Annotated in this window: 23 protein-coding genes and 1 other RNA gene; 16 read left to right on the forward strand and 8 right to left on the reverse strand. The window is 57.6% G+C overall.

Annotated elements, in window-relative coordinates; translation table 11 throughout:
- Nucleotide 1 precedes the first annotated feature (1 nt).
- The 3 genes from rsgA to ACR0J0_RS16355 form a co-directional block, all read right to left on the reverse strand.
- Entirely contained in the window at nucleotides 2-1,030 is a 1,029-nt protein-coding gene (rsgA, locus tag ACR0J0_RS16345) for a ribosome small subunit-dependent GTPase A (RefSeq protein ID WP_480665214.1), read from the reverse strand.
- Nucleotides 1,031-1,188: 158 nt separating this feature from the next.
- Nucleotides 1,189-1,287, reverse strand: an RNA gene (gene ffs / locus ACR0J0_RS16350) — signal recognition particle sRNA small type.
- A gap of 39 nt (nucleotides 1,288-1,326) precedes the next feature.
- Nucleotides 1,327-3,150, reverse strand: a complete 1,824-nt coding sequence (locus tag ACR0J0_RS16355; protein ID WP_480665252.1) for a bifunctional 2',3'-cyclic-nucleotide 2'-phosphodiesterase/3'-nucleotidase — start codon at nucleotides 3,148-3,150, stop codon at nucleotides 1,327-1,329.
- A gap of 207 nt (nucleotides 3,151-3,357) precedes the next feature.
- Between ACR0J0_RS16355 and nudC the strand changes: the two genes are divergently transcribed.
- The 3 genes from nudC to ACR0J0_RS16370 are packed head-to-tail and all read left to right on the forward strand — an operon-like array spanning nucleotide 3,358 to nucleotide 5,346.
- Nucleotides 3,358-4,338 (forward strand): NAD(+) diphosphatase, encoded by a 981-nt coding sequence (nudC, locus tag ACR0J0_RS16360; protein ID WP_480665215.1) that lies wholly within the window; start codon nucleotides 3,358-3,360, stop codon nucleotides 4,336-4,338.
- Between the two features lie 40 nt (nucleotides 4,339-4,378).
- Nucleotides 4,379-4,846, forward strand: a complete 468-nt coding sequence (locus ACR0J0_RS16365; protein WP_480665216.1) for an SRPBCC family protein — start codon at nucleotides 4,379-4,381, stop codon at nucleotides 4,844-4,846.
- Nucleotides 4,847-4,878: 32 nt separating this feature from the next.
- Nucleotides 4,879-5,346 carry an N-acetyltransferase family protein gene (locus ACR0J0_RS16370; protein WP_480665217.1) on the forward strand — a complete coding sequence of 156 codons (468 nt, stop codon included), beginning with the start codon at nucleotides 4,879-4,881 and terminating at the stop codon, nucleotides 5,344-5,346.
- Nucleotides 5,347-5,358: 12 nt separating this feature from the next.
- On the opposite strand, the gene ACR0J0_RS16375 is transcribed toward ACR0J0_RS16370, so the two are convergent.
- Nucleotides 5,359-6,192, reverse strand: coding sequence for a prephenate dehydratase (locus ACR0J0_RS16375; protein WP_480665218.1), 834 nt, complete (start codon nucleotides 6,190-6,192; stop codon nucleotides 5,359-5,361).
- 119 nt (nucleotides 6,193-6,311) lie between these two features.
- Here ACR0J0_RS16375 and ACR0J0_RS16380 point away from each other — a divergent pair, with 119 nt between their 5' ends.
- The 5 genes from ACR0J0_RS16380 to ACR0J0_RS16400 all read left to right on the forward strand — a co-directional run bounded on the left by ACR0J0_RS16380 (nucleotide 6,312) and on the right by ACR0J0_RS16400 (nucleotide 12,705).
- Complete coding sequence (locus tag ACR0J0_RS16380) at nucleotides 6,312-6,818, forward strand: c-type cytochrome (RefSeq protein ID WP_480665253.1); 507 nt, start codon at nucleotides 6,312-6,314, stop codon at nucleotides 6,816-6,818.
- Between the two features lie 171 nt (nucleotides 6,819-6,989).
- Nucleotides 6,990-8,933, forward strand: a complete 1,944-nt coding sequence (locus ACR0J0_RS16385; RefSeq protein WP_480665219.1) for an extracellular solute-binding protein — start codon at nucleotides 6,990-6,992, stop codon at nucleotides 8,931-8,933.
- A 5-nt stretch (nucleotides 8,934-8,938) separates the two neighbouring features.
- On the forward strand, nucleotides 8,939-10,024 hold the full coding sequence (locus ACR0J0_RS16390; protein WP_480665220.1) for a microcin C ABC transporter permease YejB: 1,086 nt from the start codon (nucleotides 8,939-8,941) through the stop codon (nucleotides 10,022-10,024).
- Nucleotides 10,025-11,131, forward strand: coding sequence for an ABC transporter permease (locus tag ACR0J0_RS16395; RefSeq protein ID WP_480665221.1), 1,107 nt, complete (start codon nucleotides 10,025-10,027; stop codon nucleotides 11,129-11,131).
- Nucleotides 11,128-12,705 (forward strand): ABC transporter ATP-binding protein, encoded by a 1,578-nt coding sequence (locus ACR0J0_RS16400; RefSeq protein WP_480665222.1) that lies wholly within the window; start codon nucleotides 11,128-11,130, stop codon nucleotides 12,703-12,705. Before ACR0J0_RS16395 ends, ACR0J0_RS16400 begins: the two co-directional genes overlap by 4 nt.
- 251 nt (nucleotides 12,706-12,956) lie before the next feature.
- Here the strand turns inward: ACR0J0_RS16400 and ACR0J0_RS16405 are convergent, their stop codons facing one another.
- Nucleotides 12,957-14,885: an elongation factor G gene (locus tag ACR0J0_RS16405; RefSeq protein ID WP_480665223.1), complete on the reverse strand. Its 1,929-nt coding sequence runs from the start codon at nucleotides 14,883-14,885 to the stop codon at nucleotides 12,957-12,959.
- A 177-nt stretch (nucleotides 14,886-15,062) separates the two neighbouring features.
- Complete coding sequence (gene hemN / locus ACR0J0_RS16410) at nucleotides 15,063-16,418, reverse strand: oxygen-independent coproporphyrinogen III oxidase (RefSeq protein ID WP_480665224.1); 1,356 nt, start codon at nucleotides 16,416-16,418, stop codon at nucleotides 15,063-15,065.
- A 64-nt stretch (nucleotides 16,419-16,482) separates the two neighbouring features.
- Here hemN and fnrL point away from each other — a divergent pair, with 64 nt between their 5' ends.
- Nucleotides 16,483-17,223 (forward strand): transcriptional regulator FnrL, encoded by a 741-nt coding sequence (gene fnrL / locus ACR0J0_RS16415; protein ID WP_480665225.1) that lies wholly within the window; start codon nucleotides 16,483-16,485, stop codon nucleotides 17,221-17,223.
- A gap of 64 nt (nucleotides 17,224-17,287) precedes the next feature.
- Nucleotides 17,288-17,542 carry a GlsB/YeaQ/YmgE family stress response membrane protein gene (locus tag ACR0J0_RS16420; RefSeq protein WP_480665226.1) on the forward strand — a complete coding sequence of 85 codons (255 nt, stop codon included), beginning with the start codon at nucleotides 17,288-17,290 and terminating at the stop codon, nucleotides 17,540-17,542.
- Nucleotides 17,543-17,586: 44 nt separating this feature from the next.
- Here ACR0J0_RS16420 and ACR0J0_RS16425 read toward each other — a convergent pair whose 3' ends face one another.
- Nucleotides 17,587-18,426 carry a universal stress protein gene (locus ACR0J0_RS16425; protein WP_480665227.1) on the reverse strand — a complete coding sequence of 280 codons (840 nt, stop codon included), beginning with the start codon at nucleotides 18,424-18,426 and terminating at the stop codon, nucleotides 17,587-17,589.
- Between the two features lie 195 nt (nucleotides 18,427-18,621).
- Between ACR0J0_RS16425 and ccoN the strand changes: the two genes are divergently transcribed.
- The 4 genes from ccoN to ccoP are packed head-to-tail and all read left to right on the forward strand — an operon-like array spanning nucleotide 18,622 to nucleotide 22,030.
- On the forward strand, nucleotides 18,622-20,229 hold the full coding sequence (ccoN, locus tag ACR0J0_RS16430; protein ID WP_480665228.1) for a cytochrome-c oxidase, cbb3-type subunit I: 1,608 nt from the start codon (nucleotides 18,622-18,624) through the stop codon (nucleotides 20,227-20,229).
- A 15-nt stretch (nucleotides 20,230-20,244) separates the two neighbouring features.
- Nucleotides 20,245-20,973 (forward strand): cytochrome-c oxidase, cbb3-type subunit II, encoded by a 729-nt coding sequence (gene ccoO, locus ACR0J0_RS16435; protein ID WP_480665229.1) that lies wholly within the window; start codon nucleotides 20,245-20,247, stop codon nucleotides 20,971-20,973.
- 11 nt (nucleotides 20,974-20,984) lie between these two features.
- Nucleotides 20,985-21,170, forward strand: coding sequence for a cbb3-type cytochrome c oxidase subunit 3 (locus tag ACR0J0_RS16440; protein ID WP_239341671.1), 186 nt, complete (start codon nucleotides 20,985-20,987; stop codon nucleotides 21,168-21,170).
- The gene (gene ccoP / locus ACR0J0_RS16445; RefSeq protein WP_480665230.1) at nucleotides 21,167-22,030 is read left to right on the forward strand and encodes a cytochrome-c oxidase, cbb3-type subunit III; all 864 of its coding nucleotides are present in this window, start codon (nucleotides 21,167-21,169) and stop codon (nucleotides 22,028-22,030) included. The genes ACR0J0_RS16440 and ccoP overlap by 4 nt, the downstream gene beginning before the upstream one ends.
- 145 nt (nucleotides 22,031-22,175) lie before the next feature.
- Here the strand turns inward: ccoP and ACR0J0_RS16450 are convergent, their stop codons facing one another.
- Nucleotides 22,176-22,337 carry a hypothetical protein gene (locus tag ACR0J0_RS16450; RefSeq protein WP_480665231.1) on the reverse strand — a complete coding sequence of 54 codons (162 nt, stop codon included), beginning with the start codon at nucleotides 22,335-22,337 and terminating at the stop codon, nucleotides 22,176-22,178.
- Nucleotides 22,338-22,437: 100 nt separating this feature from the next.
- Here ACR0J0_RS16450 and ACR0J0_RS16455 point away from each other — a divergent pair, with 100 nt between their 5' ends.
- Nucleotides 22,438-23,313 carry a LysR family transcriptional regulator gene (locus ACR0J0_RS16455; RefSeq protein WP_480665232.1) on the forward strand — a complete coding sequence of 292 codons (876 nt, stop codon included), beginning with the start codon at nucleotides 22,438-22,440 and terminating at the stop codon, nucleotides 23,311-23,313.
- 100 nt (nucleotides 23,314-23,413) lie between these two features.
- Nucleotides 23,414-24,841, forward strand: coding sequence for a cytochrome c oxidase accessory protein CcoG (gene ccoG, locus ACR0J0_RS16460; RefSeq protein ID WP_480665233.1), 1,428 nt, complete (start codon nucleotides 23,414-23,416; stop codon nucleotides 24,839-24,841).
- The last annotated feature ends 1 nt before the right edge of the window (nucleotide 24,842 follow it).

The raw sequence follows: 24,842 nt of genomic DNA on the forward strand, positions 1-24,842 counted from the left end.
GTTATAGTCTTTTACGCGACTTCTTCTCGTGCATCACAGAGCGCACCATTTTGCCAAAGGCTTTGTCGCGTGCGCGTGATTGCGCCACGGTTTCCGAGTTTCTCTGATCCTCGCGGCGCAATTTCCGCCAGCGCTCCAGGCGCTCTCCATCAAGCGTGCCATCTGCGATTGCGGCCTGAACGGCGCAACCAGGTTCGGCGTGATGCTGACAATCAGAAAACCGGCAAGACTCGGCAAGTTCCAGAATGTCCGAGAACACCTCATCCACACCATCCTGCGCATCCAGCAGGCGCAAAGCGCGCATTCCGGGCGTGTCCACAAGCCATCCCCCGTTTCGCATCGGATGTAGCGCGCGGGACGTGGTTGTATGGCGGCCCCGCGCGTCGTCCTCGCGAATGCCGGCGGTGGCCTCAGTCGAACCCGTCATAGCGTTCGCCAGCGTCGTCTTGCCGACACCGGATGATCCGACGAGTGCAGCGGTCTGTCCAGCGGGGCACCAGGACAGGACCTGATCGATTTCGGTGGCATCCAGCGCGTTGACGGTCAGAACAGTCAAGAACGGGGCCAGCGATTCTGCGGGTTTGGCGAAGTCACTTGGATCGGCGCAGGTATCTGCCTTGGTCAAAACAACAACCGGATAACATCCGGCCTGATGAGCCAAAGCCAGATATCGTTCCATCCGGGCCAGATTAAAATCAGCATTGCAGGAACTGACGATGAACAGCACGTCGACATTGGCGGCGATCAATTGCGCATCGGCACCGGTGCCGGCGGCGCGTCGTTTCAGGAGGCTTCGGCGTTCCAGCACATGTTGTACGCGGTTTTCAGGGTCGGTGAGCACCCAGTCTCCAACCGCAAACTCTCCGGTTGGTCGACCGGGGGTCAGCAGTGGGGTTTCGCCATCGGCATTCACGCCGATCAGACGATCGCGGTGAACAGCAGTGACGCGAAAGGGGGTGCAAGACGAATAGGCCGCATGTTGCGCGGCAAAGTGAGAGGACCATCCAAGGTCCGATAGTGTAATGGTCATTGTTCTGCCTGTGTTCAGGTACAGCAATCCGGCTGGATGGCAGGCGCGCATCCATCGGTGACGTGTTCAGGCAGAGGTAGGGGTAAGGTTCAGAACCGCTCTGCCCGAAGGGTTTTTGCTACAATCATAAAAGCCCTCCTACGGCTGATGGTCTGAGTAAGTGAGAGGTTGGACATCGACCCAAGCGGGGCTCGTTGTGGCTGCTTCCTTCCGGACCTGACCAGGTTGGCGAGGCGCTCGCCCGCGCCAACCTCTCAAGGGGTGATATAGGGAAGCCCCGCGCAAATGACAACCCGTCAGAGTGAGAGTTGAATTTGCAAAAAACCCCCTTGGTCCACACCCACGAGCTTTGGGCTGAACTGAGCGATTTCCGCGATATGGTCCTGTGCCTTTGGATTGGTATTCATAAGCGCTGAGGCACCGGGCACGGGCGCGAAACTGAACGGGCAGGGGCATTGGTCCAGTGATTCCTGAGGTAAGTCTCCACTCAGGTAGTTCTGCAGGACCTCCTGAATGGACAAAGGCGGTAGTGTGATTGCTTCGGCCTCTTGGATAGGCGGAAAATGCCCACCTCCGTTTGCCCGATAGTTGTTCAGCGCGACGACAAAACGCTGGTCTGTCGCTACTTCTTGACCATCGCAGTGGATGTCTGACACGCGCCGGGTTTTCGGATTGATCAGATGACCGTTGGCGTCAAAGCGCGGTGGCACACTCAGGTCGATCACGTAGTTCAGACCGAACAAAACATCGAAATTGTGCCCTGCACGATCCGGGTTAACCAGTTTGGCCTGCCTGCCCGGCGTCATCTGGTTGAAAACACCGGCTGACATTTCTAGCCAGTCTCTGATTTGTTCACCGGAAACAACGACCGCCCTAAGCTCGTTGGGAAAGATACTCAGGTCGGTCACGTGGCGCATGCGAACCACACCTGCGGGGACGTCCGTATAGAAACGCGGCCCTGCGCGGCCTCCGAACTTCGACGGCGCTGCGGCGGACAGCATCGGCGTGTCCTCCCAGCTCGTCCCCTTCACATGATTACGCAGCACAGCGGCCTGTGCTGCTGCAACCATCGCAAGCCCGCGATCCTTGGCGCAAAAGCTAAAAAAGCTGTGCAGGTGTCGATCCGTGCGCCCAACGGGTTCATCGGCCCTTTGGCGCGTCGCGGTGTGTAAATCTGAAAACAGAGACACCACCTCCGGATCCTCAGGCACCGGGCCTGCACCAGATACCGGCCGCAATTCGGCCTGCTGTGTTTCAACCGACCACTTCCTGTCCGTTGTCGTGGTCAGGGTCAGATCGATAAGCCCCAGATGCGAGCCGGCCGATCCGGGCATGATGACCGGCACCCCGTGTACAAGACCGCTGGCGGCCTCAACATGTTCGAACCCTGCATGTGATGCGCCAGGCAGCGTCAAATGCGTGTGCCCGGCGACGATTGCATCGATCCCATCAATGGCCGCGAGGGGAATAACGGCGTTCTCCAGATCGGGCTCTGGGTCAGAGGAGCCCAGCCCGGTATGGGCTAGTGCCACAATCAAATCGCATCCTTGGAACCGAAGTTCCGACACTTTGATCCGCGCGCATGTCAGGATGTCGTCGATCTGCACCTTGTCTGCCAGCCGGTGGGATTCCCATTTCCGCGTTTGCGGCGGCAAAACCGAGAAGACACCGATTTTCAGCTCGACGTGTCGTCCGTCTATTTCTATCGAGCGTTTCAGAACCACGTGGTCCCGCCACACGGAAGGTTCACCCACTCGATGAACATTGCTGCAAATCACGGGGCAAGGCGCTTGCGACAGGATGCGGTCCAGTACGTTCAGCCCGAATCCGAAGTCATGATTGCCCAACCCGATCGCATCATAGCCAAGCGCCCCAAAGGCCTGCATCAGGACATGGCGCTCAGTGACTTGTTCTGCAGCCAGATCTCCGGCCGGTGTTCCCTGCAGCGAATCCCCGTTGTCAAAAAGCAGCACCAGGGCGTCGTGCGCCTGATCACGCGCCGCCCGGATCAGGCTCGCGGTTCGGGTCAGACCGATCGAAGGTTCGGGAGTGTCGGAGTAGTAGTCAAAACTGCTCAAATTCATGTGCAGATCCGATGTGGCCAGTATTCGGACCCGCACAGTCTGCGATGGCAGAGAAGGGGAAAGTTTCAAAATTCTTCTTCTGGCAGTTTTGTCTTAGTCATTTTCCACAAAAAGATTATTCACTGCAAATTTCAAGGCGTAGCTGTGTTCATTCGATGGCAACTTGAGATCGCGCGCGCGGAAAGCCGTTGCAACTGTCAGGCCGTCATGGCAGCCCTGTGCGGACAAGCCTAAGGATCTGTTATGAAAAATGCGGAATGTGTGACGTTTGGTGGTTCAGGGCTGGATCGTGCGGCGCATATTCGCGGCGATGCCGAAGGAATCAACCGGGCCAAGGTACATCCGCAGGCAAAGTGTTTGATGCTGTGGCGTGGCAAGGTTCTGGTCCAGGGGGACGCGCTGGATCAGTTGGGGCTGATTCCAATGACGCATAAGCTGGTTGAAAGCGGGCCGGGCGGCTCGGTCGAGCAGCCGGTTTTCCTTGGGATGTCCGACGAAACACCTGTTTTTGCGGCCGATATTTCAAACTGGTCCGCCGATGGGTTGGATCTGTCGGGTGTGGGTGCTTTTGTCGACCGGTCCGAGCAACAGCACCCCGACTTACCTCAGGGCTATGTATTTGCCGAGTTGCGCCGGATCATGACACGGCTTTCGACCAGAGATGCCGAACTGGCGGCCTCGGCCAAAGCGGTGATCGGCTGGCACGAAACCCACAGATTCTGCGCGCGCTGTGGCGCGGCCAGTGATCTGACGCAAGCGGGGTGGCAACGCAGTTGCCCGTCTTGCGGCGGCCAGCATTTTCCCCGAACCGACCCCGTTGTCATCATGTTGATTACGCATGGAGATTCGGTTCTGATGGGGCGGTCCCCGGGCTGGCCGGAAGGGATGTATTCGTTACTGGCAGGCTTCGTCGAACCGGGTGAAACGCTTGAGGCTGCGGTCCGCCGGGAAGTCATGGAAGAGGCGGGTGTGCCAGTCGGCGCGGTCAGTTACCTGTCCAGCCAACCCTGGCCCTTCCCCGCTTCGCTGATGTTTGGATGCGCGGGCGAGGCTTTGTTACGTGAGATCACCATCGACCCGGTCGAAATCGAAGATGCGATGTGGGTCAGCAAATCCGAGATGATGCAGGCGTTTGCCGGGGAACACCCGAAACTGTTACCGGCCCGCAAAGGCGCGATTGCGCACTTTCTTCTGCAAAACTGGCTTGCAGATACGCTGGACTGACAAAATACTAGGCTGAAACGCAAGAGACCCGCGAACCACAATGCAGTTTACAGCGCGCGAAGATATCGAAGCTCCGATTAACGCAGTATTCGAAATGGTTGCCGATTTTGAACGGTTCGAGCGCATGGCGATGCGTCGCGGAATCGAGGTGCGGCGCATGTCTGGTCATATGGGTGTTGTGCCCGGCACCACTTGGGAGACCGAGTTCAAGTTGCGTGGCAAGCCGCGTCAGGTCTCGGTCCAGATGGCCGATTGCGACCCGCCCTCGCATATGCGGTTCGAAGCCGCCAGCAAGGGGATGAACGGGGTGACGACGGTTGAGTTCCTGGCCCTGTCGCAGCGTCGAACGCGCCTGAGCGTGGACATGTCGTTGTCGGCCAAATCCCTGCCGGCGCGGTTGCTGCTACAGTCTCTGAGGCTTGGACAATCGCGGTTCAGACGGCAGTTTCAAACGCGCCTGAGCGAATTCGCGCGGGAAATGGAACAACGCCATATTCACGGTGGTTGAATGGAAACGTCCAAGGTGTTGGCGGGTGCGAAATGGACAACTTAATAATCCGTGAAGCCGAATTGGCCGATGCCGAAGGGATTTCAGAAGTGCTGAAGGAAATCGCCGCTGCCGGAAAGCGCAGTAAGCGATCTGACGTGGAATTTGCTCGTAAACATTACATAGCTGATCCGGATCGGATCAGGTGTTCGGTCGCCGTTCAGGGAAATCGGGTGTTAGGATTTCAGTCGCTGAAAATGGCGGTTGAAAACAACCCTTATGGCGCTCCGGTCGGATGGGGCATCATTGGAACACATATCCGCCCATCGGCGGCCCGATGCGGCGTTGGCCGCGCCCTTTTTCGCGCGACACTTTTCGCCGCGCGTGACAGGGGTTTGTCAGCCATCGACGCAACCATCGGAGCCGCAAACGCCGAAGGGTTGGCCTATTATTCGTCGATGGGTTTCGTGGATTACCGGCAGCACGACGGCGCCCGGTGCAAGCGATTTTCCGTCACTTAAACCGTGAATGCCTCAGCCGCGCGGCTGAGCGGCCGGGTAGACGCCCAGAATCTCGACATTCGTGGTGAAGTGTTCCAACTCGTCCATGGCCAGTTGTACATTCCGATCGTCCGGATGGCCCACGATATCGGCATAAAACTGCGTCGCGGTGAAGGACCCATCAACCATGTAGCTTTCCAGCTTGGTCATGTTGATCCCGTTTGTGGCAAACCCGCCCATTGCCTTGTACAGCGCCGCCGGGATGTTGCGGACTTGAAATACAAAGCTGGTGATCATGCCGTGATCGCCGCGCCGCGTCATGTCTGCCTGCCGCGACATCACAAGAAAACGCGTCGTGTTGTTGTCGCGGTCTTCGATGTGACGGGCCAGAACGTTCAGCCCATAGATTTCACCAGCCAGTTCGCTGGCCAAGGCGGCTGAGTGGATCTCGCCCTGTTCCGAAACCTCGCGCGCCGCACGGGCGTTGTCGGGGCTGACGCGGCCTCGAATGTTGTGTTCTTTCAGAAACTCCGCGCACTGAGGCAGAAGCACCAGGTGCGAGTGCGCCTCGGTAATGTCCTCAAGCTTGGCTCCTGGCACCGCGAGAAGGTTGATGTGAACACGCACAAAAGCTTCGTCGATAATATGCAGCCCACTGTGAGGCAGAAGGCGGTGAATATCGGCTACCCGCCCATAGGTCGTGTTCTCGACCGGCAGCATCGCCAGATCGGCATCGCCCGAACGAACCGATTCGATCACATCTTCGAATGTTCGGCAGGGCAGGGCCTCCATATCGGGGCGCGCATCGCGGCAGGCCTCGTGGCTATAGGCTCCGGGTTCTCCCTGAAATGCAATACGTTTGGTCATATGGTCGATTCCGTGCAACAAGTTCCAAAATTGGGCGTTTAGTCGCGGTGTCTATACCTTGCCTCTTGTCAGGGGAAGCCTTAGACACCCCGCAGACAGCTGAAATGGACTCGCGATCAATGTTCGACACGATGACAGTTACCAAGGCCGCAGCAGGCCTGTTTGGCACCTTCCTGGTGCTGCTTCTGGCCAAATGGGGCGCTCAGGTTCTTTACCATGCGGATGGGCATGGCGAGACGGCCTCGTACATCATCGAAACCGAAAGCTCCGGCGAAAGCGCCGATGGTGAAGAGGTGGTGTTCGAAGACATGTTGGCTGCCGCAGATCCGGACAAAGGTGCCAAGGTCTTCCGTAAGTGTACGGCATGTCACAAGCTGGAAGATGGTGCAAACGGCACCGGCCCTTACCTGTATGCAATCGTCGACCGTCCGGTCGCGTCGGCCAAAGGCTTCACCGGCTATTCGCCAGCAATGCAGGCGCATGGCGGCAACTGGACACCCGAAGCGCTGGATGCCTTCCTGACGCGCCCCAGTGCTTATATCTCGGGCACTTCCATGAGCTTTGCCGGTCTGAAAAAGCCGCAGGAACGGGCAGACCTGATTGCCTATCTGCAGACCATCAACTGACGCTTCGCTCAGTTTCGACAGGTTTCAAAGCCGCTGCCTCGTGCAGCGGCTTTTTTTCTAAGTAAATCTTCACAAAGCGCTCACGCATTCTAAACTTGAATCTGTCAGTGCTGGACCTTTAGCTAGGTTTAGGCGCATTAAGACGTTGCAAGGGCTGTAGAAGAGGCGGGCATGACACAAAATCGCACGAAATCGACGTTGACGATGATGAAGCGGAGAACAGCGCTGCAATTGATGGGTGGAAGCGCCGTAGCCGCCATAACGCCCGGGTTGAGCGGAGCAATGGCCGCTGGCGCCGCCGATAGCGAGCTTATCAAGGCGCACGGGTATTCCTTCTTCGGCGATCTCAAGTACCCGCCAGACTTCAAACATTTCGACTACGTAAACCCCGACGCGCCTGTCGGTGGTGAGATCTCTGTTTCCGCACGCGGAACCTTCGATGGCATGAACCGCTTTAACTGGCAGGGCAAAGCGGGTCTCTACTCTGGCTTGATCGCGGAAAGCATGTTTGGCGACAGCCCGTTTGGATCGGCCTCGCCTGCGGACTCGATCACCGAATCCTATGGCCTGTTGGCGGAAGCCGTCGAATATCCCAGCACCAAGGAATGGTGCATCTTCTACATGCGGCCCGAAGCTCGTTTCGCTGATGGTACTCCGCTTACTGCGCATGATGCGGCGTTTACGCATGACCTGTTCCTCGAGCAGGGCATCCGCAGCTATGCGCGGGCGGTAAAGCAGCGCATCGAAGGGTACGAGATCATCGATGACCACACGATCAAGTTTAACTTTGTTGACGGTATCTCGCGCCGATCGTTAATCTCGCAGGTCGGCGGTACGCCCGTATTCTCGAAAGCCTGGTACGAAAAAACCGGCGAACGGTTGGACAAGCAAAGCCTTGTGACACCGATGGGAAGCGGGCCCTATGTGCTCGATGACTATGAGATAAACCGCTATATCATTTATCGGCGAAACCCCGACTATTGGGGTTGGCACCTGCCGATCAATGTTGGCCGGCATAACTTTGAAACCGTTCGGGTCGAGTATTTTGCCGACGATGCTGCCGAGTTCGAAGCGTTCAAAGCGGGCATCTACACCTTCCGCGCTGAAGGCAGCACCAAGAAATGGGCCACAGGGTATGATTTCCCGGCGGTGCAGAACGGTTATGTAAAGCGTGAAAGCATTCCCGTTGAGACGCCTCCTTCTCCGTCAGGTTTCATCTTCAACATGCAACGTGCACCGTTTGACAACATCAAGGTCCGCGAGGCACTTGGGCTGGCGTTCAATTTTGAATGGACGTCCGAATCCCTTCAGTTCGGGCTGACGGAACCGCGCCATTCCTTCTCCGAAAACGCTGATGTGGCCGCTGATGGCCTGCCTGACGAGATGGAAACGGCGTTCCTGCGGTCCTTGGGCGATATCGTTCCCGAAGAGCTTTTCACGCAGGAAGCGGTGCGTGCCCATACCTCGAATGCGGATCGTACCGTGGACCGTCGCAACAAGCGAACGGCCCTGAAGCTGTTCGAAGAGGCTGGTTGGACGGTGTCAAGCGGCGGTAAACTGCAGGATGCGGACGGCAATCCGCTGAAGATCACCATCATGCTCAACGCCTCTTCGTCGGACACGGCCGAGGCCATTGTGACGACGTACGCCGCCAACCTGGAAAGCTTTGGCGTTGCGGTGACGGTCGAAAAAATCGACAGCGCACAGTGGATTCAGCGGTATTACGATAAAGATTTCGATATGATCTTTTTCCGAAACCAGCCGTTTCTGGAAGCTGGCACTGGGCTCAAACAAGCTTACGGGTCTGAAACCGCAGTTGTTTCGTCCTATAACCCTCAATCCCTGCAGGAACCGCTTGTAGACGCCATCATCGATGCGTCGCTGGACACGAAATCCCGCGAGGAAGAGATCGCTGCGCTGAAATCTCTAGACCGCGTCCTCCGGTATCTTCGTATTCAGGTGCCAACCGGATATGTCTCGGATACCTGGGTCGCTTATTACGACATGTTCGAACATCCCGAAGTGTTGCCGCCACTGGCCGTCGGGCAGTTTGACTTCTGGTGGTTTAACGAAGAGAAGTACCAGAAACTGAAAGCTGCTGGCGCGGTGAGGTAACCGATTTGGGCGCGTATATTCTTCGCCGGCTTTTGCTGGTCATACCGACGCTACTTGGAATCATGATTGTGAACTTCACCCTGGTGCAATTTGTGCCGGGTGGCCCGATCGAGCAGATACTGGCTCAGATGCAGGGCGAAGGTGACGTGTTCGCAGGTTTTGCCGGGGGCGAAGGTGCGCCGGCCGAAGAGACCTTTGGTTCGGACAGCGAATATATCGGCGCCCGAGGTTTGCCGAAGGAGTTCATTGAGGAACTTGAGAAAGAGTTCGGGTTCGACAAACCGCCGGTCGAGCGTTTCCTGACGATGATGGGCAACTACCTGACGCTGGATTTTGGCGAGAGCTATTTCCGCTCGATCAGTGTTATTGATCTGGTGTTGGAGAAGATGCCCGTTTCGATCTCGCTGGGCCTGTGGTCGACATTGATTGCGTATCTGGTATCGATTCCCTTGGGTATTCGGAAAGCGATCAAGGACGGGTCGACCTTTGATACATGGACCAGTGGTACGATTATCGTGGCCTACGCCATTCCGGGCTTCCTGTTCGCGATCCTTCTTCTGGTGCTGTTCGCCGGTGGCTCTTACTGGCAGATATTCCCGCTGCGGGGGCTGACCTCGGACAATTGGGAGAGCCTGAGCCTGATTGGCAAGATCGTCGACTATTTCTGGCACATCGCCTTGCCGATTATCGCGCTGACGATCTCGGCCTTTGCGACGCTGACGCTGCTGACCAAGAACTCATTCCTGGATGAGATCAAAAAGCAATACGTCATGACCGCCCGCGCCAAGGGTCTGAGCGAAAGCAAAGTTCTGTACGGTCACGTGTTCCGCAATGCCATGCTTATCGTGATCGCGGGCTTCCCTGCGGTTTTTATCGGCGTCTTCTTCGGTGGTTCGATCATTATCGAAACGATCTTCTCGCTTGATGGTCTTGGCCGTTTGGGGTTCGAGGCTGCGGTGGCCCGCGACTATCCTGTGATCTTCGGCACGCTGTTCATCTTTGGCCTGATGGGGCTGGTTGTCGGCATCATCAGCGATCTGATGTATGTGCTGGTCGATCCGCGTATCGATTTCGAAAAGCGGGAGGGGTAAATGGCATTGTCCCCCCTCAACCAGCGCCGCTGGCGCAATTTCCGACGCAATGGCCGGGCGTTCTGGTCGCTGATCATCTTCTCCATTTTGTTCGGACTGTCGTTGTTTGCCGAGTTTATCGCAAATGACAAACCGATCTTGGTGAAGTACCGCGGCGAGTTCTACACGCCGATCTTCAACTTCTATCCCGAAACCGAGTTTGGTGGTGATTTCCAGACCGAGGCGATCTATCGCGACCCCGAGGTGCAATGTTTGATCGACAGCGGTGGGCTGGAGTCGTGTTTCGACGACCCCGAGGGGATAGTCGACGAAATCAAAGCCGGTACCTTTGAGGCGGACGGGTTTGAACGCGGTTGGACCATCTGGCCGCTGATCCCTTATTCCTATAACACCAGCGTGGATCGCCCTGGTGCCGCGCCACTGCCACCCAATGGCCAGAACCTGTTGGGCACGGACGACACCAAACGCGATGTGCTGGCTCGTGTGATCTACGGGTTCCGTCTGTCGATCTTGTTCACTCTTGTTGTCACAGGCGTGGCCAGTCTGATCGGTATCTTTGCCGGGGCTGTTCAGGGGTTTTTCGGCGGGTGGCTTGATCTCATCTTCCAGCGCATCATCGAGATTTGGTCAGCTACGCCCTCACTCTATGTGATCATCATCATGTTCGCAATTCTGGGTCGAAGTTTCTGGCTTCTGGTCGCGTTGATGATCCTATTTGGCTGGACCGGACTTGTGGGCGTCGTACGCGCCGAGTTTCTGCGGGCTCGAAACCTGGAATACGTACGCGCGGCCCGGGCGCTGGGCGTCGGGAACATGACGATTATGTTCCGCCACATGTTGCCCAACGCGATGGTGGCGACATTGACCTTCATGCCCTTCATCGTAACGGGCACCATCGGCGGTCTGGCCTCGCTCGATTTTCTGGGCTTCGGCCTGCCATCTTCGGCCCCGTCTTTGGGAGAACTGACACTGCAGGCCAAACAGAACTTGCAGGCGCCGTGGCTAGCTTTCACCGCTTTCTTCACCTTTGCAATCATGCTGTCGCTGCTGGTTTTCATCTTCGAAGGCGTGCGCGATGCGTTTGATCCCAGAAAGACCTTTTCATGAGCCTGCTGAATGTGAACAACCTCAAGGTCTCGTTCCGGCAGGACGGGCAGATCAGTGCGGCGGTAAAAGGTGTGTCCTTTACTGTGGACCGGGGCGAAACGGTCGCTCTGGTGGGCGAATCCGGGTCAGGGAAGTCCGTGACGGCCCTGTCTACCGTTTCGTTGCTGGGTGATAGCGCGATCGTCGAAGGCTCGGTGACATATGACGGGCAGGAGATGATCGGCGCGTCCGAAAAGCACCTGATGGATGTGCGGGGCAACGACATCAGCTTTATCTTTCAGGAGCCGATGACCTCGCTCAATCCGCTGCACACAATTCAAAAGCAGATGGCTGAGTCGCTGGCCTTGCACCAGGGACTGTCCGGCGATGCCGCGCGCAATCGAATCGTCGAACTGCTGACCAAAGTTGGCATCCGCGACCCCGAGGAGCGCCTGGACAGCTATCCGCACCAATTGTCGGGCGGCCAGCGTCAGCGTGTGATGATTGCTTTGGCGCTTGCCAACAAGCCCGATATTCTGATCGCGGATGAGCCAACGACGGCCTTGGATGTGACCATTCAGGCGCAAATCCTCGAATTGCTGGCCGAGCTTCAGAAATCCGAGAATATGGGCATGCTGTTCATCACGCACGATCTAGGGATCGTGCGCCGCATTGCCGACCGGGTTTGCGTTATGAAGGATGGCGAGATTGTCGAAACCGGCGCAACGGGTGAGATTTTCGACAACCCTCAGCACCCGTATACGCGCAAGCTGCTGGCGGCTGAGCCCTCGGGCCACCCCGATCCTGTGGCGCCGGATGCCGAAGAGGTGGCGCGCACAGATCATCTGAAAGTCTGGTTCCCGATTCAGCGCGGATTTCTGAAGCGTACCGTTGGCTATGTGAAAGCGGTAAACGACGCCACGCTAAGCGTGCGCGCTGGTGAAACGCTGGGCATTGTGGGCGAAAGCGGTTCGGGCAAGACAACGCTGGCTTTGGCGATCATGCGGCTGATTGCATCCGAAGGCAGCATCACCTTCCGCGATCAGGACGTGCGCCGCTGGTCGACACGACAGCTGCGGCGGCTGCGCAAGGATATGCAGATCGTGTTTCAGGACCCGTTCGGCAGCCTGAGCCCGCGCATGACCTGCCAGCAGATCATCGCCGAGGGGCTGGCGATCCACAAAGTCGACCCGCATCGCTCGCCGCGGGATCTGGTGGCTGAGGTAATGACCGAAGTGGGCTTGGACCCCGCCATGATGGACCGTTATCCGCACGAGTTCTCAGGCGGTCAGCGTCAGCGTATCGCCATCGCCCGTGCGATGGTCTTGCGGCCCAAGCTGCTGGTTCTGGACGAACCCACCAGTGCCTTGGACATGACGGTGCAGGTCCAGATCGTCGATCTTTTGCGTGATCTCCAACAGAAATACGGGCTGGCCTACCTGTTCATAAGTCATGACCTGAAAGTCGTTCGCGCGATGTCACACAACGTGATCGTTATGCGGAACGGAGACGTGATCGAAATGGGCGCGGCCGAAGATCTGTTCGAAAACGCGCAAACGGATTACACCCGCGAACTGATCGCTGCGGCGGGATAACGGGAAAACAACGGCAGAGACTATCTCCGGAAAGCCTGGTTTGTCGGTGTCTCTTGCCTTCTAAGTTTCTTTAATAAAGCGTTCTGGCCTCATTCCCGGCCCAGATTGCCCTGTTGTCGTAGTCTTCGTTGTATTGTTCGGAGAACATCCTTTGGAGTGGTTCAGGTCCAAGCTTTGACAAACAAAGTGATGCAAGAAATCGAAGGATTTAGTTCCTTCGATCTCTCACCTCCTAAGGCGTCAGGTTCGCTTCATGCGTTGGCGGCTTCGCGTGAGGCGGATTTTGGCACCGGCCCGCGCAGCTCTTCATAATGGTCGAAGCTTAGCTTGACCCAACCGGTGCCGCGTGTGGCGCTGGCAAGGGTGCGGTGCAGTTCGTCCTCGGCAACGGCGGGAAGCTGGGCGTTGAAAATCTCCCAGCCCGAGGCGTTCGGGTTGCCTTCAAAGCCCAACACCTGACCCTGCAACGAGCTGATCGTGGGGACCAGATCGCCGACGAAATCCGAGGGCAGATGGATCTCAGCATTCAAAATCGGCTGCAGAACCACGGGTTTCGCCTGTGGCAGTGCCTCACGCACCGCGTTCTTGCCCGCCGTGCGGAACGCATAGTCGGAACTGTCGACATTGTGGTGCTTGCCATCGCTCAGGGTAACTTTGACGTCCACGACCGGGAATCCTTCGGGGCCTTGCGCAAGCGCATCCTTGGCCCCGTGTTCGACCGAAGGGATGTAATTCCGGGGCACGGCACCGCCTTTGACGACTTCCTCGAACTCGAACCCGGACCCGCGGGGCGTCGGCGCGATCGAGATCACGACGTCGGCAAACTGACCCGCGCCGCCCGACTGTTTGCGGTGGCGATGGCGATGCTCGACGGGCGCGCGGATGGTCTCGCGATAGGCGGTCTCGACCTGTTCTGTCGCGATCTCAATCCCGAAATCCTCGTCCAGCTTGGCGCTGACGCGGCGCATATGCTGCGGTCCTTGTGACCCCAGAATTGCGTGACCGCTCAGTTCATCCTGTTCCATGTGCAGACCGGGGTCGATTTCGACCAGTCGGGTTAGCGCGTTGGACAGGCGCACATCGTCGCGTTCATGCGCAGGGAAAACAACCTGGCGATGCGCTGCAGGATGGGATGATGCCCATTCCGGTAACGGGGTCGCCTCGGCACTGTCATAGAGGTTTCCGGGGTTCAGGTGATCCGATTTCACCGCCAGTCCGATTTGCCCGGCCTCCAGTTCCGAGATTTGGGTTTTGGCATCCAGCATCGTCAGATTGCCAACCGTTTCCCCGCCCAATTGCTCATGTGCTTTGACGCCCTCGCCAAGCCCGCGCAGGACAATGATCTTGCCAATGTGCTTTTTGACATCGGCGAAACCGGCAATGGCGCGCGCGTTTTCGGCCGCTTCGTCCCGCCCTGCCGCGATATCGAATTCCGGAGCCTCGTGGCGCAGGGCTTTCATCAGCCGGGTCAGCCCGTTTCCGTGGCTTGCCGATCCAAGGCAGGCCGGGATCAACTGATGATTCTGCAGGACTTGCGCGGCCAGATCGTAGATTTCTCCACTGGGTGGTTGCTTGTCCTCGATCAGTTGCTCAAGCAGATGGTCATCGAAATCCGACAACGTCTCGAGCAATTCGGTTCGTGCTTCCTGCTCGCGGTCTTCGACGGATTGCGGCAGTTCGATCAGGGCCGAGGGCTGCCCTTCCTGATACTTCCAGGCTCGTTCCGAGATAAGATCGACGGCTCCGATGATCGTTTCACCATCGCGGATCGGGACTTGTCGCAACGCGATGTGATTGGTGCAGTAGGTCTGCAACGCGGCGATGATGTCGCGGATGCGGCCATTGGGGCTGTCCATGCGGTTAATGAACAGAAAACAGGGAATACCGGCTTCTTCGACCAGCCTCAGGTATGGGGCGCACAGCACGGCGGCGTCCGGGTCAGGTGGTACGACCACGACAGCCGCGTCCGAGATCGCCATGGCCGGGCCGACATAGGCCAGCGTGTCGCTGCCGCCATCCACGTCGATGGCGCACCACGGCTCGTCCAAGTAAGAAAAACCGTGCAAATGCACGGTTCCGGATACGTCGAATGTGGTTGGCCGGCCATCGAGGCGGCTAATGGCCTCGACCAGAGATGTTTTGCCCGATTGGCTGGGGCCGAGGACGGTGAAAACGCGCATGGATGCTGTCCCTCTTTCAAGTTGCAGAACGGCTGCACGAAAAAGGCGGTCGAGCGCGAACGCGTCGGCACTTACTGTCTGGTACTCTGCCTGCCTCAGACGCGGGGCGGAGTGTCACCCGCCCTCTGAGTGTGGGGAAAACCCACCCTCCGCGTCAAGTCTTGTCGTTTTGTCTTATCAGATTGCCGAGCTGTGTCCTGCCTTGCTCAGGTCATATGCGTCAAAGCTGCGCGCAATCATTCGGGTCAACGCACGCGCTTCGGGCGGGATGAACAGACCGTTTTTGGTGATGCTTAACAATCCATCGAAGGAGTTATTTGCTGCCTCGTACATGCTCTGCAATTCCGCGGCGGTGACATCGTAATCGCGCAGAATCTCGGCCGTATCGATGCGGAAGTCGCACATTAACGATTCGATCAATCGACCACGCAGGATGTCCTGATCCTTGAACAGGTGTCCGCGCGAGGTCGAGAACCGCCCTTCGCGAATTGCTTTGGTGTGTGCCGACGTTGCGGGCGCGTTCTGGGCGTATCCTTGCGGGAATCGCGAAATCGAGCTCGCACCGACCCCGATCAGAACCTCGGCCTGATCGTCGGTGTACCCTTGGAAATTGCGTTTTAACCTTCCCGCGTTCAGCGCGTGGGTCAGCCCGTCATCCTGCGTCGCAAAGTGATCGATGCCGATCTCGGCGTAGTTGTCCCACAGGAAGAGGCGCCGGGCCGTATCGAAGAGGTCCAACCGCTCTTCCGGGGTGGGCAGGGCATCGGATGGGATCAGCTGTTGCCGTTTAGCCATCCAAGGCACATGAGCATATCCGTACAGCGCCACGCGGTCCGGGCTAAGCGACAGCAGTTTCTGCACGCTTTCGGTCATCTTCGCTTTGGTCTGGTGCGGCAGACCATAGAGAATGTCGGCATTCAGACTGGAGATTCCACGCTCGCGGATCATCTCGACGGCTTTGCGCGTGATGTCATAGCTTTGAATGCGTCCGATGGTTTTCTGGATTTCATCGTCGAAATCCTGCACCCCGATAGACGCGCGATTCATGCCGGATTCGGCCAGTGCGTCCAGGCGGTCCTCGTCAATTTCGTTCGGGTCGATCTCGACCGAAAACTCGGCGTCCGGCCCCAAAGGTACAACTTCGAGGATACGGGTGGCCAACTCTCGCATCAGATCCGGGTTCAGCAAGGTCGGAGTGCCGCCGCCCCAGTGCAACCGCGACAGGGTCACGCCTTCGGGCAGGTGGGCGGCCAGCAGGTCCAGTTCGGCCTTCAAGACGTCCACATAAGCGATGACGGGGTTGTCGGTTTGGGTGCCTTGTGTTCGGCAGGCGCAGAACCAGCACAGTCTGCGGCAGAAAGGTACGTGGATGTAGAGCGACACGGAACTGCCCGGCTTGATCCCGGAAATCCAGTCACCATAAAGACTTGGCCCTACATCATTGCTGAAGTGCGGGGCTGTGGGATAGCTTGTATAACGCGGAACTTTCGCGTCAAATAGTCCAAGCTGTGCCAATTGCGGTTTCACTATCATGGCGATACCGTTAAAGGACGGTCGGCCAAGATACCTTGACTGAGATCAAGTGGAAACGCGAACCATGCTAAAAGCCCAATTTGACCATTCCAACTGTTCGGACTGCCCCATCCGGCATCGCGCAGTCTGTGCGCATTGCGATGCGCATGAGTTGGAAGAGCTTGAAGACATTAAGTATTACCGCAGCTTCGAGGCCGGTCAGACGATCATCTGGTCCGGAGATCAGATGAACTTTGTCGGTTCCGTCGTGTCGGGGATCGCCTCTCTGACGCAAACGATGGAGGATGGACGGACGCAAATGGTGGGTTTGTTGCTGCCCAGCGACTTTGTTGGGCGTCCGGGACGGGAATCGGCACCTTACGATGTTCTGGCGACGACAGATGTCGTGATGTGCTGCTTTCGCAAAAAGCCTTTCGAAGAGTTGATGAACCATACCCCGCATCTTGCGCACCGGCTGCTTCAGATGACGCTGGATGAGCTGGACGCGGCGCGGGAATGGATGCTGGTGCTGGGCCGTAAAACCGCGCGCGAGAAGATTGCGAGCCTGTTGTCGATCATCGCCCGACGCGACGCATCGATTGCACCGAAGGGCAAATCCGCGCCGATCGTATTCGATCTTCCTCTGACGCGTGAGGCGATGGCGGATTACCTGGGGCTGACCCTGGAGACCGTGAGCCGGCAGATATCGGCCCTGAAGAAAGAAGGGGTGATCGAGCTGGAAGGCAAACGCCATGTGACGATCCCCGATATGCGGCGGCTGATGGAAGAGGCCGGAGACGACTCGGACGGTGGTTTCCTGAATTGAGCCTGTTCTGGCGCGCCCTGCCGTGATTTACTGACCCTTTGAACAAAACGCGCAGGAGTAAGGCATGGAATTCAGTAGCCTTTTGGCAATGCTTTTCATCGGTGCCATCGCCGGGTGGCTATCGGGAAAAATCATGGAGGGCCGCGGCTTCGGCCTGATCGGAAACATCATTGTCGGCGTAGTGGGGGCCTTTCTGGCAGGCACGATTTTCCCGGCGCTGGGTTTTTCGGTAGGGGGCGGCGTATTCTCGTCGATTTTCTTCGCAACAATAGGCGCGGTGATTTTGCTGTTTTTGATTGGTCTCATAAAAAAGGCCTAAGCCACCCGCCCAAGCGAATGGCCTAGCATCGCTTTCGGGTTCACTCAGTGCGCCAGAAAGACCGGAACCGAAGCCTGTTCCAGCATGTTACGGGTTGCGCCACCCAGAATGGCTTCGCGGAACCTGGAGTGGCCATAGGCACCCATGACGATCATGTCCGCCTCACTGTCTGCAGCGTGCCGGTTCAGGATATCTGATACCCGGGTCATGGTTTTGCTCAGAACGTCGATCTCACATTTCACCCCATGCCGGGCCAGCATCTGCGACAACAGCCCGCCCGGATCAGAGCGATCGGGACCATGGCGCGGTGGGTCGATGACGACGATGCGCACCAGATCGGCTTGGATCAGGAAGGGCAGCGCACGACGAATGGCGCGCATGGCCTCGACGCTTTCATTCCAGCCGATAAGGATGGTGCCGGGCCGGTCAAAGGGGTTTGCGTTGTCCGGAGTGACCAGGACCGGCGCGTGACCTTCAAACATGGCCGCTTCGATAATCGGTTCCGCCTCGGCGCCGCGATGTTCACCATAGGGCTGAGGAAGAATTACCAGATCAGAGAATCTGGCGCGGTGGGCGACATGGCGCCCGATATCGGCGAGCTGGGCCACGCCGCTTTCGGCGGACCAGCGAACGCCCGACTTGCCGAGGCGATCCTGAGTTTGGTTCAGAACCTCTTCGGCTTCGGCGTTGGCGCGACTTAGCGTCTCTTGCAGGATCAACGCATTGGCGCCAGCGTAGTAATAGCCTGTCTGACTGCGGTCGACCCCAAGGCAAAGTGCCTCGGCATGTGCGTCCTGCGCGTTCGCAAGCGCAACCATCTGGGCCAGTGCAGGTTCTGACTGTTCGGTATCGGTTACGACAGTGAGAAGAGATTTATAAGCCATTTTGACCTCATGCCTTCGGAGCTGATTCAACTGCGACCACGCAACCCAGCCTTTGGCTTAGGATTGTCACAGAAATCAGGTTATTGTCTTGATACAGATCAAAGCAAGTCTTGCCGCTGTGGGACAAAACGGCGGCCAGTCAAAAAGGTCTCGCGACAAATAAGAATCGCGCGGGGCATGGCAAAGGGACGCAATATGTCAAACTACATCAAGCTGATCGTGCTTGGTCTGATCGCGCTGTTTGCAGCGATCGGGACCAATTATGCACGCGATTTGGCGTATCAGGTGCATGCAATTCTGGTGATGCTGATCGCCGGTGGATTGTTCATCTGGACGCTGAGAAATACAGAAGAGCCAGATATTCTTGTCGATCGCTCGGCCGAGTACATGGATGACGTGATCCGTTATGGCGTTATCGCGACCGCCTTTTGGGGCGTGATCGGGTTCATCGCGGGCACATTCATCGCCTTTCAGCTGGCCTTTCCGGTGCTGAATTTTGAGTGGGCGCAGGGATATCTGAATTTTGGCCGTTTGCGTCCGCTGCACACCTCAGCGGTGATTTTTGCCTTTGGCGGTAACGCGCTAATCGCGACCTCGTTCTACGTGGTGCAGCGCACCAGCGCGGCGCGTTTGTGGGGCGGTAATCTGGCATGGTTTGTGTTCTGGGGCTATCAGCTGTTCATCGTGCTGGCCGCGACAGGCTATGTGCTGGGCGGGACCCAGTCCAAAGAATATGCGGAACCCGAATGGTATGTCGACCTGTGGCTGACCATCGTCTGGGTGGCCTACCTGGCCGTGTATCTGGGCACGATCATCAAACGGAAAGAGCCCCACATCTATGTGGCCAACTGGTTCTATCTGGCCTTCATCGTCACCGTTGCCATGCTGCATCTGGTCAACAACATGACCATCCCGGTCAGCATCTGGGGTTCGAAATCGGTCATCGTCTGGTCGGGTGTTCAGGATGCCATGATCCAATGGTGGTACGGCCACAACGCCGTGGGCTTCTTCCTGACTGCCGGCTTCCTGGGCATGATGTACTACTTCATCCCAAAACAGGCCGAGCGTCCGGTGTTCTCGTACAAGCTGTCGATCATCCACTTCTGGGCGCTGATCTTCCTGTACATCTGGGCGGGTCCGCACCACCTGCACTATACCGCGCTGCCTGACTGGGCGTCGACGCTGGGCATGGTGTTCTCGGTTATCCTGTGGATGCCGTCCTGGGGTGGTATGATCAACGGTCTGATGACCCTTTCGGGTGCCTGGGACAAGTTGCGTACCGACCCGGTGATCCGGATGATGGTGATCTCGGTCGGCTTCTATGGCATGTCCACGTTCGAGGGTCCGATGATGTCGATCCGCGCGGTGAACTCGCTGAGCCACTACACCGACTGGACCATTGGTCACGTGCATTCGGGCGCGCTGGGCTGGAACGGCATGATCACCTTTGGTGCGCTGTACTTCCTGGTTCCGGTCCTTTGGAAGCGTGAGCGTCTGTACTCACTGAGCCTCGTCAGCTGGCACTTCTGGCTCGCCACCATCGGTATCGTGCTCTATGCCGCTTCGATGTGGGTCACCGGTATCATGGAAGGCCTGATGTGGCGCGAAGTGGATGCCAACGGCTTCCTGGTGAACTCGTTCGCCGACACCGTGGCTGCCAAGTTCCCGATGTATGTGGTGCGTGCTCTGGGTGGCGTGATGTTCGTCGCTGGCGCAGTGATCATGTGCTACAACCTGTGGATGACTGTGCGGAAAGCGCCGGCCAAAGAGGCCAGCCTGACCGTCGCGGTCCCGGCTGAATAAGGAGGGCCGGTAGCTATGGCAATTCTCGACAAACATAAGATCCTCGAGACCAACGCGACCCTCCTGCTGATCTTCAGCTTTCTGGTCGTAACCATCGGTGGCATCGTGCAGATCACCCCGCTGTTCTATCTTGAGAACACCATTGAGAAGGTGGAGGGCATGCGCCCTTACACCCCTCTCGAAATGGCGGGGCGTGAGATCTACATCCGCGAAGGCTGCTACACCTGCCACAGCCAGATGATCCGCCCGATGCGGGACGAGGTCGAACGCTATGGCCACTACTCACTGGCGGCCGAGTCGATGTACGACCACCCGTTCCAGTGGGGGTCCAAGCGCACCGGGCCTGACCTGGCCCGTGTGGGTGGTCGCTATTCCGACCAATGGCATGTGGATCACCTGCGTGACCCGCAGTCGGTGGTGCCGGAATCGGTGATGCCGAAATATGGCTTCCTCGAACACCGCAAGATCGACGGCAAGTATATCGGTGACATCATGGCGGCAAACGCCGTTTTGGGCACGCCGTATACCGAAGAGATGCTGGCAAACGCACAGGCGGATTTCCGGGCGCAAGCCGATCCGGACAGCGACTATGACGGTCTGCTGGAACGCTATGGCGACAAGGTCAGCATCCGCAATTTCGACGGTCAGCCCGAGCTGACCGAGGCCGACGCGCTGGTTGCTTATCTGCAGATGCTGGGAACGCTGGTCGACTTCTCGACCTTCACCCCGGATCCGAGCCGCTAAAGGAGGGTGTGATGGAAGAATACACAATCCTGAGGCAATTCGCGGATAGCTGGATGCTGTTGCTGCTCTTTGCCTTCTTCATCGGCATCGTGATCTGGGTTTTCCGCCCCGGTGCCAGCAAAGAATACAAAGACACCGCAAACATCCCGTTCCGGCATCAAGACAAACCGGCCACATCCGAGGAGGCGCGGCAATGAGCAAGACACCTGAAAAACTGCCGGGTGATCCGAATACCACGGGCCATAGCTGGGACGGCATCGAAGAATTCGACAACCCGATGCCCCGCTGGTGGCTGTGGACCTTCTACGTCACCATCATCTGGGGTGTGATCTACACGATCATGTACCCGGCATGGCCGCTGGTGCAATCGGCTACTGCCGGTGTTCTGGGCTGGTCTTCGCGGGGGCTGGTGCAGGAAGAGATGGTCTCATTTGAGGAGGCAAACGCCCCCTGGAATGCCAAGCTGGTGGAAACTTCGCTGGAAGACATCTCGAAGGATGCCGAGCTGCAGCAATACGCGGTAAACGCGGGCGGCGCGGTCTTCCGGACCTGGTGTGCGCAGTGCCACGGCTCGGGTGCACAGGGTGCTCCGGGTTTCCCGAACCTGCTGGACGACGCATGGCTATGGGGCGGTTCGCTTGAAGATATCGAGTATACCGTCGCCTATGGCATCCGGAACGAGGAAAGCGACGACGCGCGTTATTCCGAGATGCCGGCCTTTGGTGAGCTTCTTGAAAAAGAAGAGATCACTCAGGTGGTTCAGTACGTCATGTCGCTGACCAATGCACAGACCGACGATGCGGCGGCGCAGGCGGGTAAGGTTGTCTTTGACGACAATTGCTCGGCCTGTCACGGCGAAGACGGCAAGGGTGACGTCACACAAGGCGCCCCGAACCTGACCGATGCGATCTGGCTCTATGGCGGCAGCCAAGAGGCTCTGACCGAAACGGTTACCTACAGCCGCTTTGGCGTGATGCCCGCTTGGGAAAATCGTCTGACCGACGCTCAAGTCCGCGCGGTCACTGCTTACGTCCACCAGCTGGGTGGCGGGCAGTAACCGTAAAAGAATACCTTCGGACGGTTCGCCGTCCGAAGGTTGAGGCACCGGCTGTTCCATCTGTTCGCGCGTTTCCTGAACAGCCGGTGCTGTCTCTCTACACTACAAATCGACGCGAAAGCGGTCCAGCACAGCCTTCGTTTTGTCAGCCGTGTTGCGAAAAAACTGCGCGTTTGTCCTCTTTCCACCAATGGTTTTCCGGCAGCCAACGCTGTTTTGGCTCCTTGCGGCGATCCGATGGCGTCGTTTCGTCATGCTCATGGGTTTGAGTTGCGATCATGAACGTTCGTGCAAAAATTGAGAGCATCTGACTTCTCCCGAGTTGTGTTGTTGATGCCATCAGGATTGATCTTTGGGTGGGAAAATGCGACTCAATTACCAATCCGACATGTAATCAGGGATTACATATGAACTGGCTGAAAATGCCGCCATTGGCGTCCCTCAGGGCTTTTTCCGCTTTTGCAGAGACAGGAAATGTCGTGCAGGCGGGGGCCGCTTTGAATGTCAGCCACGCTGCCATCAGCCAACAACTGCGCGCGCTGGAAAAGCGCCTGGGCATCGCGCTGCTTGATCGATCCGGCAAGTCCTTGGTCCTGACGCCCGAAGGTGAAAGGCTGGCGCGGGCGCTGCATCTTGGGTTTGGAGCCATCGGCGACGCGGTAGCTGAGCTGACGCAATGGAAACAGGATCGCCCTGTTCATGTGTCCCTGACCCCGTCCTTTGCGGCGTCATGGTTGATGCCCCGCCTGCCGGGCTTTCAGGCAGAACATCCGGGTATTCAGCTTGCGCTCGATCCCTCACCTGATCTGGTCAGCCTAGGCCCAGGCGGCGTTGATCTGGCAATTCGTTACGGTTCCGGCGATTGGCCGGGCATCCATTCTGAACTGCTGCTGCAAAGTCCAATCGTCATTGTCGCGGCCCGGGAATTGCTGGGCGGTAAAACTTCGTGGACTCCGGATGAATTAAGCCAACTTCCCTGGCTGGAAGAACTTGGCACCACCGAGGCGACAAGCTGGCTGTACCGGCGCGGGGTCGAACATGGGCCGAACGCCGGGCGCATCCTTTTGCCGGGCAATCTGGTGTTGGAGGGATTGCGCGCCGGTCAGGGTGTGACCGTGACAGCGCGGCATTTTGTCGAGCAGGACATCGAAGCCGGTCGGATCATTGAACTGTACCGAGAGACTGAAAACAGCGGTTATCACGTTGTTTTCAGTGATATGCCAATGCGTACCGCAGTGAAAACTTTCATTGGGTGGCTGAGGGCACAAGCTGGTAAGATGTGACAAAAGGTGTCTGTACGATGCGCTTTTGACCCATGTCAAAGTGACCACCTTTGTGATCTGGAAGAAGACGCCTTGATATAGCTACATCTGGAGCCAGCCCGTGAGCGATTCCGACCCCGCCCCCAGCCTTTACGCCGCACGAGAACCCATTTTTCCGCGGCGCGTATCCGGGCCGTTTCGCAATCTGAAGTGGATCATTCTCGCGGTTACGCTGGGTATCTATTACATCACACCCTGGATCAGGTGGGACCGGGGCCCCAGCCTGCCCGATCAGGCCGTGCTGCTGGATCTGGCCAACCGCAGGTTCTATTTCTTCTGGATCGAAATCTGGCCGCATGAATTCTACTTTGTTGCCGGTCTGTTGATCATGGCCGGCTTGGGGTTGTTCCTGTTCACCTCGGCGCTGGGGCGCGTGTGGTGTGGATACGCCTGTCCGCAGACCGTCTGGACTGACCTGTTCATCCTCGTCGAGCGCTGGATCGAAGGGGACCGGAACGCCCGATTGCGTTTGCACCGGCAGGAAAAGCTGGACTTTCGCAAGGCGCGTTTACGGCTGACGAAATGGACCGTCTGGCTTTTGATCGGTTTGGCGACCGGTGGCGCCTGGGTGTTCTATTTTGCGGATGCACCAACGCTGCTGCGGGACCTTGTAACCGGAAATGCTCACCCAATTGCCTATACGACAATCCTGATTTTGACCGGCACAACCTTCCTGTTCGGTGGCTTTGCGCGCGAACAGATTTGCATCTATGCGTGCCCGTGGCCTCGTATTCAGGCCGCGATGATGGATGAGGACACTCTGGTCGTCGGCTATCGCGAGTGGCGGGGCGAACCGCGCGGAAAGGGCAAACGCACGGCAGATTCCGAATTGGGTGACTGCATCGACTGTATGGCTTGCGTCAATGTCTGCCCGGTGGGCATTGATATTCGCGACGGTCAGCAACTAGAATGCATCACCTGTGCGCTGTGCATTGATGCCTGCGATGACATGATGGCCAAGATCGGAAAACCGCGCGGCCTGATCGACTATATGGCGCTGAGCGACGAAACGCGCGAGCGGGAGGGCAAACCGGCCAAGAATGTCTGGAAGCACATCCTGCGCCCAAGAACGATCATGTACACAGCCTTGTGGTCTCTGGTTGGCTTTGGACTGTTGTTTGCCCTGTTCATCCGGTCCGACATCGAGGTCACCGTGGCCCCGGTTCGCAATCCGACGTTTGTCACGCTGTCCGACGGAACAATCCGGAATACATATGACGTGCGTTTGCGGAACAAGCATGGCGAGGGCCGGCTGTTCAAACTGTCCCTGACCGGTGATCCCGCGATGCGCATAGTGATTGAAGGGACGCCGCTTGATACAGTGAATGTAACGGCGGATACCGCTCAGTTGCAGAGAGTGTATATTATAGCGTCGAAAGGCACCGATCCGGCTCAAGCTGACACTACACCGGTTCGGATCTGGGTCGAAGACCTGCAAAGCGGTGAACGCGCGTATAAAGACACGACGTTCAATGGACGAGGAAACTAGA

The organism is Ruegeria sp. BF12 (assembly GCF_056538705.1).

Bases quoted from the DNA above. Each gene is read 5' to 3' on its own strand.
- ACR0J0_RS16450 (WP_480665231.1), bottom strand. From the start codon at position 22,337: ATGCTCTCAATTTTTGCACGAACGTTCATGATCGCAACTCAAACCCAT.
- ACR0J0_RS16420 (WP_480665226.1), top strand. From the start codon at position 17,288: ATGGAATTCAGTAGCCTTTTGGCAATGCTTTTCATCGGTGCCATCGCC.
- fnrL (WP_480665225.1), top strand. From the start codon at position 16,483: ATGCTAAAAGCCCAATTTGACCATTCCAACTGTTCGGACTGCCCCATC.
- ACR0J0_RS16365 (WP_480665216.1), top strand. From the start codon at position 4,379: ATGCAGTTTACAGCGCGCGAAGATATCGAAGCTCCGATTAACGCAGTA.
- ccoP (WP_480665230.1), top strand. From the start codon at position 21,167: ATGAGCAAGACACCTGAAAAACTGCCGGGTGATCCGAATACCACGGGC.
- ccoO (WP_480665229.1), top strand. From the start codon at position 20,245: ATGGCAATTCTCGACAAACATAAGATCCTCGAGACCAACGCGACCCTC.
- ACR0J0_RS16405 (WP_480665223.1), bottom strand. From the start codon at position 14,885: ATGCGCGTTTTCACCGTCCTCGGCCCCAGCCAATCGGGCAAAACATCT.
- ACR0J0_RS16380 (WP_480665253.1), top strand. From the start codon at position 6,312: ATGTTCGACACGATGACAGTTACCAAGGCCGCAGCAGGCCTGTTTGGC.
- nudC (WP_480665215.1), top strand. From the start codon at position 3,358: ATGAAAAATGCGGAATGTGTGACGTTTGGTGGTTCAGGGCTGGATCGT.
- hemN (WP_480665224.1), bottom strand. From the start codon at position 16,418: ATGATAGTGAAACCGCAATTGGCACAGCTTGGACTATTTGACGCGAAA.
- ACR0J0_RS16370 (WP_480665217.1), top strand. From the start codon at position 4,879: ATGGACAACTTAATAATCCGTGAAGCCGAATTGGCCGATGCCGAAGGG.
- rsgA (WP_480665214.1), bottom strand. From the start codon at position 1,030: ATGACCATTACACTATCGGACCTTGGATGGTCCTCTCACTTTGCCGCG.
- ACR0J0_RS16440 (WP_239341671.1), top strand. From the start codon at position 20,985: ATGGAAGAATACACAATCCTGAGGCAATTCGCGGATAGCTGGATGCTG.
- ACR0J0_RS16385 (WP_480665219.1), top strand. From the start codon at position 6,990: ATGACACAAAATCGCACGAAATCGACGTTGACGATGATGAAGCGGAGA.
- ACR0J0_RS16395 (WP_480665221.1), top strand. From the start codon at position 10,025: ATGGCATTGTCCCCCCTCAACCAGCGCCGCTGGCGCAATTTCCGACGC.
- ACR0J0_RS16375 (WP_480665218.1), bottom strand. From the start codon at position 6,192: ATGACCAAACGTATTGCATTTCAGGGAGAACCCGGAGCCTATAGCCAC.
- ACR0J0_RS16400 (WP_480665222.1), top strand. From the start codon at position 11,128: ATGAGCCTGCTGAATGTGAACAACCTCAAGGTCTCGTTCCGGCAGGAC.
- ACR0J0_RS16425 (WP_480665227.1), bottom strand. From the start codon at position 18,426: ATGGCTTATAAATCTCTTCTCACTGTCGTAACCGATACCGAACAGTCA.
- ccoN (WP_480665228.1), top strand. From the start codon at position 18,622: ATGTCAAACTACATCAAGCTGATCGTGCTTGGTCTGATCGCGCTGTTT.
- ACR0J0_RS16455 (WP_480665232.1), top strand. From the start codon at position 22,438: ATGAACTGGCTGAAAATGCCGCCATTGGCGTCCCTCAGGGCTTTTTCC.